Below are 20,221 nucleotides of genomic sequence, written 5' to 3'. Positions count from 1 at the left end.
CCACAAGGTGACCCACTCGCGCCTGCTAGCGTTTGATCGTTTTGAGGTCGTTCAGCAACCCCAACAACGTCTGCAATTTCTCCTCCCCCAACCGCCCCTGCAGACGCTGGTAATTCTCCTCCATGCTCTGGCTCATCGAGTCGAAGCATGCCTGGCCCTGAGGTGCCAGGCGCACCAGCACGCGGCGCTGGTCCTGTTCGGCCTTGCGGCGTACGACCATGCCCGCCGCTTCCATGCGCACCAGTACGCCGGTCATGCTCGGCTTGAGGATGCAGGCCAGTTCAGCCAGGCGATTGATTTCCAGCTCGTCATGCTGGCTGAGGATGCGGATGACCCGCCACTGTTGCTCGGTCAGCCCGTGCTGGTTCAACGATGGGCGGAAAAAAGCCATGGCCGCTTCACGGGCTTGCAGCAGGGTCAAGGTCAGGGACTGACGGGGTTTGGGCATGACATGTTTTCGCGAAAAATTTAGTTAATGAGTTAACCAAATCTTATCAGCTTCGCGCTGGAACACTCAGCTTTGTGCGAACTGTTTGAAAACCAATAAAAAAGCCCCGCGTCTCTCGAGGCGGGGCTTTTTCATTCAGCGGTGTATCAGTTGGCCGTGACGACCGCCTGACCGCTCAACGCCAGGTCGAGCAGTTCGCGGTTGGCGACTGCGTACATGGCGTAGTCGGTACCACTGGCAGCACGGATGTCCACCAGCATGGCGCGCCAGCGCTCGACCATCTCGTGGTGCTGCTCCAGCCACAGCGCCAGACGGGTTTCCACATCCTGGCTACCGTCACCTTCCTGCAGGACCGAGATGGTGATCGCCCGCTGCTGCCAGTCGATGTCATCGCGGAACGCTTCACGGGCCAGTGCCTGCCAGTTGTTTTCCACCGGCAAGGCGCTGATCTGTTGCAGGTACCAGGTGATGTCCAGGGCGCTGCCCACGGCGAAGTAAGCCTTGGCCACATCAGCGGCGTTCTGACCGGTAACGTCGGAAGCCTCGATGATCGGCAACAAGGTGTACAGGTGCGTGGTGCCGGCAACCATGCGCGCCAGCAACTCCGGCACGCCGGCGGCCACGTAGGCCTGGTAGCGGGTCTGCCAGCCTTCGCGGGTCGGGCCTTCCAGCAGTTCGTCGAGCTTGAGGCCCAACGCCGCCAGGTGCGGACCGAAGTGAGCGACGTCACGGGCAGCATTCTGCTCGTTGCGGCGGCTACGCAGGAACCAGCGCGTGGCGCGACGGCCCAGGCGCATCAGCTCGTCCATCAGCTCCAGTTGCACGTCGGCGGAAACCTGGTGGTCCAGCGCTTCGATCTGACGGAACCAGTGCGGGAGGTGGAAGATGTCCCGAACGATCACATAGGCACCGGCCACGTTCGCCGGGCTCATGCCCGTCGACTCTTTCAACCGCTGGACGAAGGTGATGCCCATGTGGTTGACCAGGTCGTTGGCGATCTGGGTGCTGACGATCTCGCGCTTCAGGCGATGGCGACGCATCGCTTCGGAGAACTTGCTCACCAGCGTCGGCGGGAAAGCCGTCTCCATGTCCCGGGTCAGGTAGTCATCGTCCGGCACCAGGGAGTTGAGCAACGCTTCCTTGAGGTCGATCTTGCTGTAGGAGATCAGTACCGACAGTTCGGCACGGGTCAGGCCCTGGCCTGCCGCGACACGTTCGGCCAGTTGGTCTTCGGTCGGCAGGAACTCGATGGCACGGTCCAGCTTGCCCCGGGCTTCCAGGTCGTTCATCAGGCGCTTGTATTCGGCGATCCGCACAAAGGCGCGACGTGCCGCCAGGGACAGGGCCTGGGTCTGCTTGTAGTTGTTGCCCAACACCAGGCCGCCGACTTCGTCGGTCATGCTCGCCAGCAACTGGTTGCGTTGCTTGTCGGTCATGTCGCCGGCCTGCACCACTTCGTTGAGCAGGATCTTGATGTTGACTTCGTGGTCGGAGCAGTCCACGCCACCGGCGTTGTCGATGAAGTCGGTGTTGGTGGCGCCGCCATGCAGGCCGAATTCGACGCGACCGAGCTGGGTCATGCCCAGGTTGCCGCCCTCGCCCACCACCTTGCAGCGCAGCTCGTTACCGTTCACGCGCAGCGCATCGTTGGCCTTGTCGCCGACATCGGCGTGGCTTTCAGTGCTGGCCTTGACGTAGGTGCCGATACCGCCGTTCCACAACAGGTCCACCGGCGCCTTGAGCAAGGCGTTCAGCAGTTCGGTCGGGGTCAGCTTGTCGGCCTTGATGTCGAAGCGCTCTTTCATCTGCGGTGAGATTGCGATGCTCTTCGCGCTGCGCGAGAAGATACCGCCACCTTCGGACATGATGCTGCTGTCGTAATCGGTCCAGGCCGAACGCGGCAGGTCGAACAGACGCTTGCGCTCGGCGAAGCTGCTGGCAGGTTCCGGGTTCGGGTCGATGAAGATGTGCAGGTGGTTGAAGGCCGCGACCAGTTGCAGCTTGTCGGACATCAGCAAGCCGTTGCCGAACACGTCGCCGGCCATGTCGCCGACGCCCACCACGGTGATGCTGTCTTCCTGCACGTTGATGCCGCGCTCGCGGAAGTGACGCTGTACGCCGACCCACGCGCCCTTGGCGGTGATGCCCATTTTCTTGTGGTCGTAGCCGGCCGAGCCGCCGGAGGCGAACGCGTCACCCAGCCAGAAGCCGTAGTCGATGGCAATGCCGTTGGCGATGTCGGAGAAGGTCGCGGTGCCTTTGTCCGCCGCCACCACTAGGTACGGGTCATCATCGTCATGCCGCACGACGTTGGCCGGCGGCACCAGGGCGCCGTCCTTCAGGTTGTCGGTGATGTCCAACAGACCCGAAATGAAGATGCGGTAGCAGGCGATGCCCTCGGCCGCGATCTCGTCCCGGCTGCCGCCCAATGGCAGGCGACGCGGCAGGAAACCGCCCTTGGCGCCCACCGGCACGATCACCGAGTTCTTCACTTGCTGGGCTTTTACCAGGCCAAGCACTTCGGTGCGGTAGTCTTCCTCGCGGTCGGACCAGCGCAGGCCACCGCGAGCGACGTTGCCGAAGCGCAGGTGCACGCCTTCGACCCGTGGCGAGTAGACGAAGATCTCGAACTTGGGCACCGGCTTCGGCAGTTCCGGAATCAGGTGCGGGTTGAACTTGAAGCTGAAGTACGCCTTGTTATGGCCGTTGGCGTCGGTCTGGTAAAAGTTGGTCCGCAGGGTCGCCTTGATCAGATCCAGGTAGCGACGCAGGATACGGTCTTCGTTGAGTACCTGCACATCGTCGAGGGCCGTGAGGATCGCCTGTTCCAGACGCTGTTGCTTGTCTTCCAGGTCATCGCCGCTGAGCTTGCGCGCCAGGTAGAAACGGGTCTTGAACAACCGGGTCAGCTCGCGCGCGATGTCGGTGTGGTTGTTCAGGGTGCTGGCGATGTAGCCGAGGTCGAAGCCCAGGCGGATCTGCTTCAGGTAGCGGGCGTAGGCACGCAGCAACGCCACGTCGCGCCATGGCAGGCCGGCGGTCAGCACCAGGCGGTTGAACGCATCGTTCTCGGCATCGCCACGGACGATGTGGACGAAGGCGTCCTGCAAGGTGTCGTTGAGCTGCTGAATGTCGAGGTCCAGGCCTTCGGCGGCGGTGAAGGCGAAATCGTGAATCCAGAACTCGCGGCCGTTGGTGTGGCGCAGGCGGTACGGGAACTCGCCCAGCACGCGCAGGCCGAGGTTTTCCAGGATCGGCAGCACGTCGGACAGCGCCAGCGGCGTGTCGGCGTGATACAGCTTGCAATGCAGCTCACGCTGGCCGGACACCTGGCCCAACGGCTGGTAGAAGCTCATCACCAGCGGATTGGTTTCATTCAGGCTCAGCAGGTGCTGCATGTCTACCACGGCCGAGTGCGCGGCAAAGCGCTCGCGGTAGCCGGCCGGGAAGCCTTTCGGGAAGTCCGACAGGACGTTGGTGCCCTGGGCTTCGCCGAAGCTCTCGATCACCAGGCTGGCGTAGTCGTCCTTCCAGCTGCGGCAGGCCTGCACGACTTCTTTTTCCAGCAGGACCGGGTCGATGTCGAGACGGTTTTTCGGGTCCACGCGCAGGATCAGTTGCACGCGAGCCAGCACGGACTCGGAGAAGAACGTCCAGAACTCGCAGTCCGAGGCCTTCAGGCGATCCATCAGCACTTGCTGGATCTTCTGGCGCACTTCGGTGGAGTAGATGTCACGCGGCACATAGGCCAGGCAGTAGCAGAAACGACCGTACGGGTCCTTGCGCAGGAATACGCGGATCTTGTTGCGTTCCTGGATCTGCACGATGGACATCACCGTGCTGAACAGCTCGTCCACCGGGGTCTGGAACAGGTCGTCGCGGGGCAGCACTTCGACCACCTGGGCCAGTTCCTTGCCCAGGTGCGCCTTGGCCTGGAAGCCCGAACGACGTTCGATCTCGGCGACCTTGCGGCGAATGTACGGAATGACCCGCACGCTCTCGCCATACACCGAAGAGGTGTACAGGCCCATGAAGCGGCATTCCTTGATGACCTTGCCGTTGGCGTCGATTTCACGGATCGACACGTAGTCCGGGTACGCCGGACGGTGCACGCGGCTTGGGTGCGCGGCCTTGGCGAACGACAGCACGGTCGGTTCGCGCAGGTAATTGACTGCATAGTCTTCGATGCGCAGGTCTTCGGCGGTCAGGCCGGCGCGCAGCAATTTGGTCAGGCCGAGGAACGATTCAGGATCGTATTCGATGTGGCCGCCGTCGGCTTCATCGCGAACCACGAACTCTTCATAGCCGAGGAAAGTGAAGTGGTTGCCCACCAGCCATTCCAGGAAGCTCTTGATTTCGGCTTTTTCGTCGGCATCGGTGGTGTAAGCGCTGTTGTCCAGGCTCGCGAGGATTTCCTGGACCTTGGCTTTCATCGGCTCGAAATCGGCCACGGCCACGCGCACTTCGCCCAGCACCTGCTCAAGTTCCTTGCTCAGGACATTGAGTTCAGCGGCATTGGCGCAGCGGTCGATCTCCAGGTACATCAACGACTCTTGCAGCACGTCGTCGCCCTGGGTGCCTTTGGGCAGGATTTCCAGCAACTCGCCCTTGCTGCCGCGACGCACGCTCAGGACGGTGGTTTGCAGGGTATGGATGCTGTAGCCGCGACGGTTCAGCTCGGTGCGGACCGAGTCCACCAGAAATGGCAGGTCGTGGTGCAGCACTTCGACGGCGGTGTGGGTCGACTGCCAGCCGTGACGTTCATAATCGGGGTTGTAGACACGCACCTGCGGTTGCGCGTGGTCAAAGCGCTCAAGCAGGCGCCAGGCGGACAGGGTGCAGCCGGCGAGGTCGGACAACCGGCGCTGGGTGAGTTCATCGAGGGAAATGATGCCGAAGAATTGTTCAGCGAACAGCGCCACTTGTGGCAGTGCCTGTTCACTGATGTGCTGCGCCAGTGCCGCTTGCAGTTGATGCTGGAAGTCGGCTTTGCTGGCTGCGGTGAAGAACGCCATCTGTGGTACTCCGCTTGGGCTTGTTATTGATGGTAGCGTCGCGTGCAACCCCTTTCGGGGCCGTCGGCCATCCTGTTCCTGATTCTCGGGCAGAGGAAACAGGATGACAGGTGGGTGAAGCTGGACGAGACCCGCAGGTCACATCCTTTTCCATGTAATTCCATGTCATGGACACCTGCAAAAAACGCCCTCGGGTGGCCTTTGCAGGTGCACATCCGTTGCGCAGCTTAACGAGTGCGACAATGTGCCTGCTTGCAACGCTGCGACATATTCGGTCATCGGCAAGCGTTATGACCGCTCCGCATCGAACAACCCTAGCAGCCTGGAGCCCAAACGGCACCCGAAGGTGGTAATCCTGCAGAAAATCGTCCGGGCTGGCAGAATTCCCGTTTTCGCCCCCGCAAGGCTCATCGAGCCAGGAGCCCTCCCCATGCGAATGACCACCGCCCTGCTGATCGCCAACCCGTGCGACGAAGAAGAAGACAACATGGCCATGCTCTGCTGCCACAGCAACCAGGGCGACATGTTCCTGATGACCCGCTATCCCGACGAAGACGAACTGGAGATCACCCTCGACGGCGAGCCTTCGACGCTGGAAGGCGTCAAGGTCACCCTCAGCCCAACCTTGTTGAAAATCGAAATCGCCGCGGCGGATGCCGATGCGCTCAATGGTGATGACGTGCTGGAGATAACCTACGATGCAAATGTGACGGATCTGGCGGAAGTCGAGCTGACGTTGCAAAACATCCTCAAGGGAACCGGTACTTACATCAGCCAGCTCTGATCCAGAAGGCAACCGATTCTCGTCGCCATGGCTCTTCGAAACTCCCGGCCCGCTTTCGCATACAAAAAGGTCTTGGTCATCTGAGGTACACCGGGCCAGTCCCTTTCCGAACAGGCTCGTTCCCCCCCCTGGGTCTGCGTCGCACTGGATATACCCAGCAGAGCGAGCCTGCATGCCGCAAGGCCAATTCCGAATGATCGATTTGCTGCCCGCCGTCGTTGGCTCACGCCTCGTCTGATGCGAAGAACTGCTCGCCACCATCACTCTACCCCTTATCAGAAACGCCCTACGCAACTCTCAGACTATTCCCACATACAACAAGAACTTTATGCGCTTTCCTGTAGCAAAAGCGATTAATGCGAATTGATCTTTTTCTTATGCGATTACTCGCCTTGCATCGGGCCCGGCGAGCCAAGGTAAGTAACATCTGTCTTCCAACTGAGCGAAGGTCATATGGAACATTTCGTATCAACACTTGAAAATTACGCGGAGCGCACGGGCATGAAATATCACTGGCGTGACGCATCAGCAACTGGAGTGGGCCTATGATGAGTGCTGATGTACCAGAGCTTCGCGACAACGACGTCGCCATTATAGGTGTCGCGGGGGAGTTCCCGACGGCCCCAGACCTGAATGATCTCTGGATGCTTTTATTTGCAAAAGGGCTGGCCACGACCTCCATCGCCTCACAACATCGCTGGCCAATACAAGAGGATACGGGTTACTGCCAGCACGCGGCTTTTATTGAAAACGCCCACTGTTTCGATCCCGTTTTTTTTTCGATAGCGCCTGTTCAGGCCCTGTATAGTGATCCCCAAGAGCGCCGTCTGTTGCAGACGGCTTATCACGCACTTGAAAACAGCGGCTATTTTCAGCGCCCTCACGGCGACGTTGGCGTTTATACCGCCGCCATGTATCCGCACTATCAAAACTTCGATACTTCTCCTTTTTTCGGCACCTCATTTGCGCAAATAGCCAACCGAATTTCTCACCGCCTTGATTTGCACGGCCCCAGTCTCTGTGTCGATACCATGTGTTCGGGATCGTTGGTAGCCCTGCATCTGGCATCAACAGCCCTGCGCCAAGGCGAATGCCGTATCGCACTGGTCGGTGCCGCCAACATCCATACCAGCTCCGGTAAATTTCGCCTGCTGTGTCAGGGGGGATACCTGAGCCGCACCGGCCGCTGCCACTCGTTTGGCGCATCAGCCGACGGCTATGTTCCGGGTGAAGGCAGCGTTGCAATAGTGCTGAAGTGCCTGGCACAGGCACAGGCGGACGGTGATTCAATCCATGGTGTCATTCGCGGCAGCGCGGTGGGTTCCGATGGTGGCGCAGGTCCTTTCACTGTGCCTGACGCCGACGCTCAAGCAGACGTGATGCGACGAGCTCTTGAGCAGAGCGCGGTAACTTCCGATCAGGTGAGCTATGTCGAATGCCACGGAACCGGTACACCGGTAGGTGACCCTGTGGAGATCAAAAGCCTCGCTATGGCATATCGCAAGACTGAGCGCGCCATCATGCCCATCGGCTCGATCAAGGCCAATATCGGGCACTTGGAAGCGGCCGCCGGCTTGGCCGGTTTAATCAAGGTTCTGCTGCAAATGCGTCACCAGACGCTATTGCCTCATATTGGAGCCACCCCGCCAAACTCTGATCTGAACCTGCAATCGGTAGGTCTGGAATTAGTCTCGGAGCCTCGGCCCTGGAAAGGCCCCTGCTTGGCCGGCATCAACTCCTTCGGTGCAGGGGGCACTAACGCTCATATTATTGTGCAAAGTGCACCGGCCAGTATGCCTCCACAGGTACCCAAGGGTGCTTGGTATTTATTTCCTCTCTCCGGAAATACAAGCGAGTCATTGAAAAAACGCCTGACGCAGTTAACTGACTGGATCGACGCGAATCCGACAACTGACCTTTATGCCATTGGCTACACATTAAGCTGCGCCCGCGAGCACCATCGCCATCGGGTCTGTGTTGCGGCAGAAAGCATGGGCTCCTTACGCAGTGCATTGGAAGCAGCGCTTAACAAGTCTTCGCACATTAAACATGAATCGGCAGCCGCGACGACCTTATCGGACGACGCGAAAAAACTCATAGCGGCCTACCAACGAGGCGAGTCAGTACGCTGGGGCGATATGTATTCGGTTAAATTCCTGGTCGATCTGCCGCCCTTCCCGTTTAGCACCCGTCATTTCGATGCGGTCAATGGCCCTCTTAATGAAGGATCGGCATCACCTGCCGTCATTGGCACCGTGCCCACATCCACCAGAGCGGCGGGGACCAAATCCCTGCTGAGTTGGCAAAACATTCACGGGGAGGGGCGAACAGTCCTCTTGCTTTCGCCGACCAACGTGTCCACAAGAGCTTGGCATTGCCAGGTGGAGTTCTTGCGGCGCAAAGGCTTCAACCTGATGATTCCAAGTTTGCCGGGGCACGATGGCAATTGCATGCCTGCGCAACCCTTCTCCCTTGTCGATATAGCAGCCGAAATCGCAGGTTATCTGGATAAAACCGCTGCGGGTCCGGTCCACTGCGCAGGCTGGTCTCTGGGCGCAGCAGTGGCTCTGCATCTGGCTCTTGATCACCGCAGCACACTTGATAGCCTCTGCCTCATTTCCGGCTCCGCGAGGTTCACGCATGGCATTCCTCACATGCTAAGCGCCTTCAAAAAGGAAAACCTATTATGGGAAGAGTTCATTTCGTTGCAACTCGACCTGCAACCAGAGGGGCAATTTACTTTTTTGGCGGGAGCAACTAACAAAGACCTGATGCGCTATTACCCGCTACTGCGCGATCACGACGTGCGTGACCGCCTGGCGCAAATAACTGTTCGCTCTCTTGTGATACACGGCATCGACGACCAATGCATTACTGATCAGGAGTGTGAACACCTCGGCAGCATCAATTCCTCGATCGTGAAGTTATTACCAGGCGGACATCTATTACCTATTACCGCCTCAAAGGCGTTGAACAATCTTCTGCTGGAGCATTTTCTTTGAAACCTGCATCGGCCGCGGAAAAGCTTATTTGGCGGTGGGTACAGAACTCACCGAAAGACCCACGACTGGTCTTTCGCTATGGGTTTGAAGTACTGGGAAGTATGGACGTATCAAAACTGGAGGACGCCTTACGCGCTTTGATAAAAGTGCACTATCCAAACCTGCTGGCACGCTTTATCGACATAGAGGGATGTCTCTACAAGTTTCATGTGCCGCCTGAACAGCAGATATTGCATCACGAAATACTGGCAGCAAACATGCGGGAGCCAGAAAACTGGTGCCAGATAGACCATCACGACGGGCCCCTTTTTCGACTGACCTTCACTGAATTCAACGGCTGCTCGACCCTGTGGATTGCCGCCAGCCATCTGGTAATGGACGGAACAACGTATCCGCACTTATGCCGACTGCTGGAAATGCTTACCGGCGCGGATGATCCCGCAAGCATTGAATGCCAGCCCGCGACCCCGGACTTGGATTGCAGCTCACCCAGCGCCGAGACGCTAACGTTCTGGCACGACCAAGTGAAAGGACGGCAGCTTTGTGCCTCTGTACCATTTGTTGAGCGCGCTATCAGTTGCAAAACCATGCCGCCCTCATATTTGCGAGTGATGCATGAACTCTCCGCCGAGGACCGCCAGCAACTTTTCTCATCCATCCAGGAACACCGGACAACCCCGTTTCAATGGATGCTGGCGTGTACCTTGCTGGTGGTTGGCAGCTACCTCAAAGCTGCTGGCAATGCCTCCAAACCGATCATTGCCCATACCGTTTCCTTGGCCAAGCCCGGCTCGGCTCTGGGCTGCTACACCAACGTATTGCCATGCATGGTTGACTACGATCCGGCAATGACTGTCGGCGATCTAGTGGCAAATATAAAACAATGGCGGCGCAAAGCTCGCTCCCATCAAGCGCTGGATGGACCGTCCATTGCGGCCATGGCTACCCCTTGCGCTGATTCAATTACTCGCCCCTTCAACGTATTGGTCACTACCGCTGAAGGCGCTTTGCCCATAAATACACCTGAGCTGCAAGGACGACCAACCCGGCTAGCGGCGGAATCGGCTGGCGCCAGTAACGCCGACCTAACGGTCACGTTGAACACCAGCGCTGACCGTGTTCGTCTGATGTTCGAATGCGCAGCCAGCGGAACCGATAATTCGCGCATAAACGACTTCAAGGATCATTGGCTTGCGGCGCTACGCTGGATGAGCCACAACACGGCAAAACATATCGGTCAATTCAGCGTCACTGCTATGCCCACTCCGGTGTCCAGGGGCAAGCCCCGCATTCAGCCTGCGCAGCATCCGTTGAATGCGGTCATTCACCACGCTGACAGACAGCCGGAAAAGACAGCTATCAGCGGGCCTGACGGGCAGCTCAACTATCGACAAGTAAGAGACGCCTGCATTGCGTTGGCATGCCGGCTACGCGAACTCCACCCAACGGCACGCCCCATAGCGCTGCATTTGGGCCGATCCAGTTATCTCCCCATTGCCGTTCTTGCCTGTCTGGCCGCTGACATGCCTTTCCTGCCAATAGCGACCGACAACGCCTCTACCTTCATCGATGGGCAAATCAACCGGATGGGCTGCGTCCTGATTTTATGTGATGAAGACTGCCGCAGGCAGTTACTGGCTCGCCATCCCGACAAGACGATTATCACGCCTGCAGATGGTTTGGAACGCACATCAGATCACCACTGGAAGACTGAGGCTGAAGGGCAGTACCAGCACGATGCCTACTGGATTACAACCTCCGGCAGTAGTGGTACGCCAAAGACGGTTACCGTGGGCCAGCAAAGCCTGTTCAACCTGCTCGACTCGATGCTCGATTTCCCCGCGTTGCACCCCATGGATCGAATGCTGGCACTGGCGCCAATCAGCTTCGACATCGCGCTGCTGGAGTTGCTGCTGCCATTGTTGGCAGGGGCCTGCGTTGAAGTGGCTGATGATAGCGTTCGACGCGATGGTCATGCGCTTGGCCAACTGATCGATCGCACCAGGGTCACAGTTGTACAAGCGACCCCGTCGACTTGGCTAGCGCTCCAGGCCAGCGGTTGGAGATCGCAACGGCAACTGCGCGCTTGGGTTGGAGGTGAGCCGTTGACTTCACAGTGCGCTGAGTATCTGTTGAATCAAGGGTGCGTTGTCTACAACGTCTATGGGCCTACCGAGGCAACCATTTGGGCGTCCGCGGCGCGTATCACTAACCCAGCTCAACTAATGCTGGGCAAGCCCGTGCATGGCACCCGCTTTTACGTACTCAACGAACATCTCGAGTCACTGCCTGCTGGGATGACAGGCGAGCTGGTAATCGCTGGAACCGCCCTTGCCGAGGGATATCTTGAGAGTGACCGACCAGGATTCATACCTGCATCGAATGCTCATCCGAAGTTGTATCGAACAGGCGATACGGTTCGCCATGATGGCAACGGCCACTTATTTTTCATTGGTCGCAACGATACCCAAGTCAAGGTGCTGGGCCAGCGGGTGGATTTGATTGAGGTAGAACATGCACTTCATGAATGCGCGCCCAACACTCACTGGATCGTCGCACTCAGCCCTTCGCCATCCACCCATCTGTGCGCTTACTACCAGACTGCTTCCGATTGGCAGCCGGACCTACGTAAGATCACGGCATTGTTGTATGAGAAGCTGCCAGCTTATGCAATCCCGCGACGGCTGATCGGTCTGGCGGAGATACCGCACACCCCTCACGGCAAGCTTGAGCGACGTGATTTGGACAAGCTAAGCGTGCTCAGTGCCACATGCCGGCCAAAGGAAAAAGCACAGAAGCCACTCGCCCAGCCGGGGCCCCCTATTAATTCAAAAACGATCACTGACCTCACCTGGCCACAACTGAATGCCATCATCCGCCAGGCATTGGATATTGATGTGGAGGATCCTAGCTTGCCGTTTGGCTGGTCCGGAATCAATTCGATCCTTTTGAACCAACTTTCCTACTGCCTGAACCATCAACATGACATAGCTATCAGCGCTTCCGAGCTCATATCCTCCGTGAGCCCGTTGGGTTTGCTGAACAAACTAACAAAAACGCCACACAGCCCACCTCCCCGCTTCCCGTCACCCGCCGGATACGGGACCGGATCCCCGGAAAAAATCGCAATCATTGCAATGCATGGAGAACTGCCCGGAGCCCGAGACCTTGTCGAGTTCTGGCAGCAGCAACTGAACGGCACTTGTGTCATCAGCCCAAGTCAACGCAACTTTCTGAATGCGGATTTTCAGGCAGGGTTCATCCGTAACATCGCGGGTTTTGACCATGAACTCTTCCGAATTTCGCCTCGCGAAGCAGCTCAGATAGATCCGCGCCAGCGCCGACTGCTACATGCTGCCTGGTGCACCTTGCAGAATGCGGGCTATGCCCAAAGCCATCTGGCGGGCTCTCTCACAGGTTGTTATGTCGCAGCTACAGGAATGGATTACCAGACATTGCGGGTTGAGCAGCAACGCCCTGTCCACAGTCATTGGCTACAAGGGTGTTCATCTGCAATGCTATCGAATCGACTCTCGCACTTCTTCGACTGGCGCGGTCCTTCACTTACGGTAGACACGGCCTGCTCCAGTTCTTTTGCAGCCCTGATTCGTGCCTGTTCGGATTTGCGGGCGAACATATGTGACCAAGCAATTGTCGGAGCCAGCAACCTGCTCTTGGATCAGCAGGTCAACACGGCGTTATCGATGGGCGGCTTTCTGTCTCCGACTTTTGCTTGTGCTGCCTTCACCAGTGCCGCAAATGGTTACGTACGTGCAGAGGCAACCGCCTGTGTAATGCTCAAGAGACACAGTGACGCGATCCGCGATCGCGACCCGATCCTGGGTCTAGTAACTGCGTTTGGTGAAAATCATTCAGGCCGCACGGCTTCCCTCACGTCCCCGAATGCCGAGGCGCAGACCAGGCTGCTGCGCAGCGTCTACGATGGCGAATTAACCAACCGAGTCGGCTATGTGGAGCCCCATGGCACCGGCACTATTTTGGGTGATCGAATCGAACTTGGCGCACTTAATAAAGCGTGGGGGCAGCTGAAATTTTCCGGTTCGAGACCGATTCCGTTGGGCACCCTCAAAAGTAATATCGGGCACAGCGAGGCTAGCGCAGGACTCGTCTCGTTGCTCAGGGTGTTACTGGCGATGAAGAACAACAGTATCCCCATGAGCAGAGTCGTACCAGGGAGCACACCGTTGCCGGAACTGGCTCCGTACTTCCATTTGCCTGACAGTACTACCCAGTGGCCAGACCCGCTTGACCGTGTCGCAGGAATCAGCAGTTTCGGCTTTGGGGGCCACAACGCTCATATAGTGATCGAGCACGCTGACACCCGTCCTGCTGGACCCTCGCCCAGTGCACCGGGCACATCGCTGTTGTATGTCATTTCGGCCCATAACCCCAGAACTCTAACTACGTTGAGTCAAACGCTCTGTGGCTGGTTGAGTCAACAACACGACACCCCTGAGCAACGAATGTCGATTGCCTCAAACCTGGCGTTCTGTCGTGAACACATGCGTTACCGAATGGCATTTTTTGCGAGCGACTTGCGTGAGCTGATGGACCAGCTATGTGCGAACGATAGTTCCAATACTTCCCCACACGAACTTGAGCCCTTGCGCTTGAGCTATCTGGCCGGTCACAGCATCGACTGGCAAAGCGTGTTCCCAGCAGGACGCGGACGGGTCATCGACATGCCCTCCTACCCTTTATCGGAGCAAGTCCATTGGTTCGACAATCAGGTGCTTTCATGACAAGCCTTTCAGCCAAAGATCAGGATGACAAAGCGATACCCGACCGACCACACACGTTTGTCATGGAATGGGAAGCGAAGGAGCGCTTCTCCGAACTGCAGAAGGATGCTGTGCAACGCTTGTATCTTTGTCCTGCGGGGCAAGCATCCAGCCTTAGAGAAAGATGCTACCAGTTCAACGACTTGCTTGAACTCGGCTCGAAGCAGGCCCTCCGGCGTCTGAGCGAACACGAGGACAACGCCCAGCCGTACGAATGTGTGATCGTGGTCAAAAGCGTCTGGCAGAACGGCGTGGACGATGCTGGTCACCGTCGGTTCATGACAACTCTCCAACATCTGGCAAAAAGTCATTGCAGACGTCTAGTCATTCTGACGTTGGCCGCCATTCGCTGCGAACCCGCCTATCCACGCGTACGTCACCCGCTGGATGCCGTTTACCTGGGACTCGCTCAAGGCTTCGCAAAAGAGACTTCTTCTCTGCAGGTTAGTCTTTATTCGCTGGCTCAACTCGATCAACCGCACATCGATGCTGCGCTGGCCGCCAAACTGGAGAATCCCAACGGCGCTACCGTGGGTATTGGCAATGGCGCTTGTTGGATCTCTACACTGGTCATGACGTATCTGGAACCGACGCCATCCCCCTACCGCATCAACGCAACCTACCTGATCATTGGGGGACGCAGCGGCATTGGCGCAGAGTTATCCAAGTATCTGGCCCGACACTTCAAAGCCACCCTAGTGTTGGTAGGAAGATCGAGACCGAATGATTCACTGTTGCAGGAACTCGAAACGCTGGGTGGCACGCCTCACTTCGAGCAGTGCGACATTGCTGCACCGCTGGCGCTGGCGCAGGCTATGGCTCGCTATCCTCGCATCGATGGTATTTTTCACTCAGCTTTACAATTGGCCGACAGCGCCTTTGAAAGCATGACGGTCGATCATCTGCAGCAATCCTTACAGCCAAAGGTTCATGGCGGCTATCAACTATTCGAGGCCCTTCGCCGCCTCCCGCAGCACCCGGCTTTTGTCACGTTCTTTTCTTCGATCCAATCCTATATTGCTTATCCGGGCCAAGCCAATTACACCGCGGGTTGCCTGTGCACGGATGCGCTGACGGATCTTTTTGAATCGGTACTCTCAATTCCGACCCGAGTCATCAATTGGGGGTATTGGGGGAGCGTTGGAGTTGTGGCTGATGATGCCTATCGGAGCAAAATGCAGCGCCTTCAAATTGGTTCCATAGAACCCGACCAGGCAATGCCACTCATTGAGAGGGTCATCACCTCAAGCTGGCTGCAGGTGGCATGCCTGCGCCAATCCAAAAGATCCCTGAGGCTGCGCCATATCGAGCCGGATCGCCAGATTCATGCTGCGAGCGTTGCCAAACATTTGACCTCTCCTACTCCCCCAACAAAAAAGGACGCATATAAATTGGGCCAATCCATTAATGCCATCGCTCATCTCCTGCAATCCAAATCTCTGCCCAACGATACGCTGCAAGAAGAATACCGAGCACTGGACAATTACGCTCGCCATCGCTGGCATCAAACTCTGCGCGGGCATGAATGGACAATTGCGCCCCGACACGAGAAGCAATGGGCTGCACTCAAGCACATACCAGATGCTCAAAGCCATGATGAGGATGATTTCCTCTTGCGTTACCCGAGACTGCGCAGTCATATAACGCTCCTGGAGCGATGCCTGACCCATTACCCGGCTGTTCTCAGCGACCAGATGACAGCACTGCAAGTGTTGTTCCCAGGTGGCGATGCTTGCTTGCTAAGAAACTGGTATGCAGAAACTCCAACGACGCGCTTACTGAACGTGCGCTTGGCCGACGTTATCGTCTGTCACGCCACGACCACCCATAACCATAAACTAAGAATTCTGGAGTTAGGCGCAGGTACCGGTTCAACAGCTAGAGTCATCCTGCCAATGGTTGCCGATTACGTCGAAGAGTATTGTTTCAGTGACGCCTCAGAGGCATTCATGACGTCCGCCAGCCAAGAGTTCTCGCCTTATCCGTTCATGCGCTATCAAAAAATCGATGCGACCCACATCCCTCCGGACATAGGTAACTTTGATGTAATCATTGCTGCGAACGTCATGCACGCCGTCACACCGTTGGGGAATGCACTGCAGGGAGCCGCAGCAGTGCTCAAGGATAACGGGCTGCTGCTGCTCAACGAAACTGTCTATCGGCATGATCTGCTGACTATCATCTTCGGCATCATTGAGGGGTGGTGGCCGGTCGATAATGCAACAGTGAAACGTATCAGTGACAGTCCGCTGCTGGATGCTGAGAACTGGCGACACGCTCTCCTGAGCAATGGCTTCAACCAGGTCCTGGCTCACGGCAACGACAGCTTTCAGTTACTTATCGGTTCAGTGGGAGGCCGGGCGAAGCTAGCTGAGGTAAAAGGCACAGATAGCCAAGAGGCTGTCGATGAGACAGGAGAGATCGCCGATCGTCTATGCGCGATCATCGGATCTGTAATCCTGCTCGAAGCGGCGGATCTGGACAGACAGGCGCCTTTGTCCGACTACGGCGTGGACTCCATTCTGGCGATACAAATCCTCGAAACGCTGGCCGCAGAATTCGGAGCACAGTCAGCCGACGTTCTGGAGCGCCACCAAACTATTACTGCCTTGGCGGCCCATCTTTCCCAATCGGCACCTGCGGCCAGGGTCCCAGTCCCCCAACAGCCATCAGAAGGCACAACAAGCGGTATCAGCGAGGACATTGTCGATGATTCAGTCATCAATACCGTCACCGCGATCATTGGCGACGTAATTCTGCTGGAGCCTGAGGACATTGATCGACAGGCAATGTTGATTGAGTATGGGGTGGACTCGATCCTGGCCTTGAATATCATAGAGCAACTATCATCAGTTTTCGGTAGCCAGCCGCCGGACTTGATCGAGAAGCACCCGAGCATCGTTGCCCTGGCACGCCAGCTCGCTCCCAGGCCCCAAGCACCTGCTCCTGTAACAGCATCAGACACGCTGCCGGACACCGTCAGCCAGCATATGGTTGGGGGCAAGCGAATTGCACCTGGTGCCTATGCCCTCTCTTGGATGATCGAAGCCAGCGGTGCGCAGCAATTATTCAATGTTTGCTGGCATCGACCGATGGTTCGTCTTAACGATGCGACACTTGAATATGCCAACGGCAGATTCGCCATCGTCGATCAACGTAGTGGCCATGTGTTGTGCTCCGGTGAATATGGCCTGTCTCCAGCTGTTTCGTCTCTACCGCAACCGACTCTATGCCTGCACAGCGCACTGATATTGGACAGCACCAGCATCTATAAAAACTTTGAGGCCTTGGGCTATAACTACGGACCGCTTTACAGAGGTATCGCTGTTGCCTGCATCGGTGACCGCCAGGGCCTCAGTGTCCTCGTGACCCCTGAGAACTGTGAAAAACAGCTGCCACCGGCTCTGATCGATGCGGGGCTGCAAACCTCCATACTATTGACTGACGCCCACGCTGAAGGCACTCAGATGTTGCCTACTCATCTGAGCAGCATGCGGCTTTATTCGCTCCCCTTCGCGGGAGAAACAGTGCTGTGCAATGCGACCCTCATCTCTAAAAACGAAAAAGGGGCAAGGTTCGACTTTTGCTATTCGCGCCTCACTGGAGAGGTACTGTTTACCCTGACTGGGGTTCTGGCTGTCAGCGTGGCATTTGCGAAATTGGAAACTGGGCACGACATACTTGATACACATCGCGCTCTTCAAGGGAGTCCTGCATGAGCACGACCTCAATTTTTACCCAACGCCTCGCCTTGGAGGATCGTCTTGACTCTGCCTATTTAAATAGCAGAACTTCATTATTCGATAATTTCATCGCCACCACTCAGGGCAGGTTTTGGGACCCAAGCGATATACAGTACATCGATTACTCACTGCCCTTTGACTTGAAATACTCCCTGTTACCATTGGAGCACTTCCCGGAGCTGGCTCCGTTTGTCCGCCAAATCCCCTATGAAGCGCAAATCGAATACGTCAATCACCAAGTGCATCGTATGGTCAGCGGCTTTCTTTATGGGGAGCAAGCCGCACTATTAACCTGTCTGAAAGAGGCCGATGAGCTCTCGGACCCGTCGGCAGTCGAATACGCAATTAACCAAGCCCGAGAAGAGAGCCGGCATCAACACGGATTTCAGCGCTATATCCAGACGCGTTTTGGCGAAACACTGCCGTTGTCGCCCCCTTACAGGGAAATGATTTTGCGCCAACTGAACGACGGGCGTACTCAGCGAAAATTCGTAGGGGTGCAAATTGTTCTTGAGGGACTGGGTCTGGCAACACTGGGATATGTATCCCGCGCCTCTAACGACCCCGTTCTCAGTCGACTCACTACCTTAGTCATGGCTGACGAGGCCCAACACCATCGTGCTGGACGAATGCTGATAAAAAAGGAACTTCCGTCGCTCACTGATGAAGAGAAAGAAGAAATGGCTGACGAAGCGCTAGCCTCTTTTAAAACCATGGAGTTGCTCTATATGCACGCGGGGCCGCTACAGACTCTTTGTGCAGCACAAGGCCTCGAAACAACACCAGGATTGTTACTGGCCGAGCACGCAAGAAACCCGTTTTATGAGGCGATTTTTCGTCGAAATGCCAAAACCATTGACAGCTGTGGGCTTATTACAGAACGCACCCGCCCGCATTACGAATATTGGCTGGAAGTGTCAGATGATGATGCCGAACAGGATGAAGAGGACCAGCAACTGGCAGAAAAAATCGTTACCGACCTTGCCCACTATAATGCTACCAAGCGGAGCCAACGCAGACCGTCAAACTAAAACGGTATTCACCTGACTCGGTTCAGATAAAAACAAGTCGCCGTCAATCGGTATTGTCCATTGCGAGGAGAGCTATCCCAGCGTTTTGAGAATGCTCAACTCCGTGTGGCGCGAACTCGCTCACGATGGCGGCGGCTCGGTGAAGCCTGATACCGATTATTTTAAAAATCGCGGCTGGCGACGAGAACAACCGTCGGTCGTCCCTTTCGCGCGCTCCGCTTGACGCCCGATGAGCTTCTGGTGTTTCCTGAAACCGGTTTCATAACCGCTAATAACTCCAATAAGCAGGTTTAAATCCGTGAATTCTTTTTCCGCCGCCCAGCGCAGCCGCGTGACCATGCTTGATGTCGCCGAGCGCGCCGGGGTCTCCAAGGCCAGCGTCTCGCGCTTCATTGGCGAAGACCGCGCCCTGCTCTCCGAAGCTATTGCACGGCGCATCGAGCAAACCATCGACGAGCTGGGCTACCGGCCGAACCAGATGGCCCGCGGTCTCAAGCGCGGGCGCACGCGCTTGATCGGCATGCTCGTGGCCGATATCCGCAACCCATATTCGATTGCCGTGATGCATGGCGTGGAAACCGCTTGCCGTCGCCACGGCTACAGCCTGGTGGTGTGCAACACCGACCGCGATGACGAGCAGGAACGCCAGCACCTGGCGCTGTTACGCGCCTACAACATCGAAGGGCTGATCGTGAATACCCTGGGTCACCACCGTGACGAACTGTTCGAGTTGCGCAGCGAAATGCCCATGGTCCTGGTGGATCGCAAGGTCGACCGGCTCGACACCGACCTGGTCGGGCTGGACAACCCGGCGGCCGTCGAGATGGCCCTCAAACACCTTGACCAGCGCGGTTACCGCGACCTGCTGCTGGTGACCGAACCATTCGATGGCACCAGCTCGCGGATCGAACGGGTCGAGAGTTTCAAGAGCGGCATCGAAAGGCGTCGAGCCCTGGCCGGGGCCGTGGTGGAAACCGGCGATCAACTCCTTCCGCGCATCAGGACCTTTCTCGCCCAGTCGGACCGGGGCCCCAAGGCACTGTTCTGCGCCAACGGCATCGCCGCGCTGGCCGCCACTCAGGTACTGCGCGACCTCGATTGCCATTTGTTCAACGACATCGGCCTGATCGCCCTGGATGACCTGGATTGGTACCCCTTGGTGGGCAGCGGCATCACCGCCCTCGCCCAACCCACCGCCGAAATTGGCGCCCGGGCATTCGAATGCCTGCTCAAGCGCTTGCGCGGTGACAACGGGCCGGTGCAGACCCTGGATTTTGCGGCGCAGTTGATTGAGCGCGGGTCGACGCGGGGAGGTTCGCAGTGATCGGGCTGGCCCCTTCGCGAGCAGGCTCGCTCCCACACTGGATCGGCGTCGCACTGGAGCTCCCTGTGGGAG

General features: G+C 57.3%; 8 protein-coding genes. 6 read left to right on the top strand and 2 right to left on the bottom strand.

The genetic code is table 11. From position 1 onward, the window contains the following. Positions 1–25 precede the first annotated feature (25 nt). Positions 26–448, bottom strand: a complete 423-nt coding sequence (gene hpaR / locus ACE04F_RS24550) for a homoprotocatechuate degradation operon regulator HpaR (RefSeq protein ID WP_305500497.1) — start codon at positions 446–448, stop codon at positions 26–28. Positions 449–594: 146 nt separating this feature from the next. Next, entirely contained in the window at positions 595–5,463 is a 4,869-nt protein-coding gene (locus ACE04F_RS24545; RefSeq protein ID WP_486110290.1) for an NAD-glutamate dehydrogenase, read from the bottom strand. Between the two features lie 430 nt (positions 5,464–5,893). On the opposite strand from ACE04F_RS24545, the gene ACE04F_RS24540 reads away from it, so the two are divergent. The 6 genes from ACE04F_RS24540 (at position 5,894) to ACE04F_RS24515 (ending at position 20,149) form a co-directional block, all read left to right on the top strand. Further along, positions 5,894–6,247, top strand: coding sequence for a hypothetical protein (locus tag ACE04F_RS24540; protein ID WP_486110289.1), 354 nt, complete (start codon positions 5,894–5,896; stop codon positions 6,245–6,247). Between the two features lie 545 nt (positions 6,248–6,792). Then, positions 6,793–9,249, top strand: a complete 2,457-nt coding sequence (locus ACE04F_RS24535; protein ID WP_486110288.1) for an alpha/beta fold hydrolase — start codon at positions 6,793–6,795, stop codon at positions 9,247–9,249. Further along, positions 9,246–14,012: a beta-ketoacyl synthase N-terminal-like domain-containing protein gene (locus ACE04F_RS24530; RefSeq protein ID WP_486110287.1), complete on the top strand. Its 4,767-nt coding sequence runs from the start codon at positions 9,246–9,248 to the stop codon at positions 14,010–14,012. Before ACE04F_RS24535 ends, ACE04F_RS24530 begins: the two co-directional genes overlap by 4 nt. Further along, positions 14,009–17,770, top strand: a complete 3,762-nt coding sequence (locus tag ACE04F_RS24525; protein ID WP_486110286.1) for an SDR family NAD(P)-dependent oxidoreductase — start codon at positions 14,009–14,011, stop codon at positions 17,768–17,770. Before ACE04F_RS24530 ends, ACE04F_RS24525 begins: the two co-directional genes overlap by 4 nt. Further along, positions 17,767–18,825: a ferritin-like domain-containing protein gene (locus ACE04F_RS24520; protein WP_486110285.1), complete on the top strand. Its 1,059-nt coding sequence runs from the start codon at positions 17,767–17,769 to the stop codon at positions 18,823–18,825. Before ACE04F_RS24525 ends, ACE04F_RS24520 begins: the two co-directional genes overlap by 4 nt. Before the next feature lie 298 nt (positions 18,826–19,123). Further along, positions 19,124–20,149 carry a LacI family DNA-binding transcriptional regulator gene (locus tag ACE04F_RS24515; RefSeq protein WP_486110284.1) on the top strand — a complete coding sequence of 342 codons (1,026 nt, stop codon included), beginning with the start codon at positions 19,124–19,126 and terminating at the stop codon, positions 20,147–20,149. The last annotated feature ends 72 nt before the right edge of the window (positions 20,150–20,221 follow it).

The sequence above is a fragment of the Pseudomonas sp. AGC41 genome (assembly GCF_057334555.1).
The sequence above is the reverse complement of the archived record's forward strand: the minus strand, read 5'-3'. Positions and strand labels throughout refer to the sequence as shown.

Bases quoted from the DNA above. Each gene is read 5' to 3' on its own strand.
- hpaR (WP_305500497.1), bottom strand. From the start codon at position 448: ATGCCCAAACCCCGTCAGTCCCTGACCTTGACCCTGCTGCAAGCCCGT.
- ACE04F_RS24535 (WP_486110288.1), top strand. From the start codon at position 6,793: ATGATGAGTGCTGATGTACCAGAGCTTCGCGACAACGACGTCGCCATT.
- ACE04F_RS24540 (WP_486110289.1), top strand. From the start codon at position 5,894: ATGCGAATGACCACCGCCCTGCTGATCGCCAACCCGTGCGACGAAGAA.
- ACE04F_RS24520 (WP_486110285.1), top strand. From the start codon at position 17,767: ATGAGCACGACCTCAATTTTTACCCAACGCCTCGCCTTGGAGGATCGT.
- ACE04F_RS24525 (WP_486110286.1), top strand. From the start codon at position 14,009: ATGACAAGCCTTTCAGCCAAAGATCAGGATGACAAAGCGATACCCGAC.
- ACE04F_RS24545 (WP_486110290.1), bottom strand. From the start codon at position 5,463: ATGGCGTTCTTCACCGCAGCCAGCAAAGCCGACTTCCAGCATCAACTG.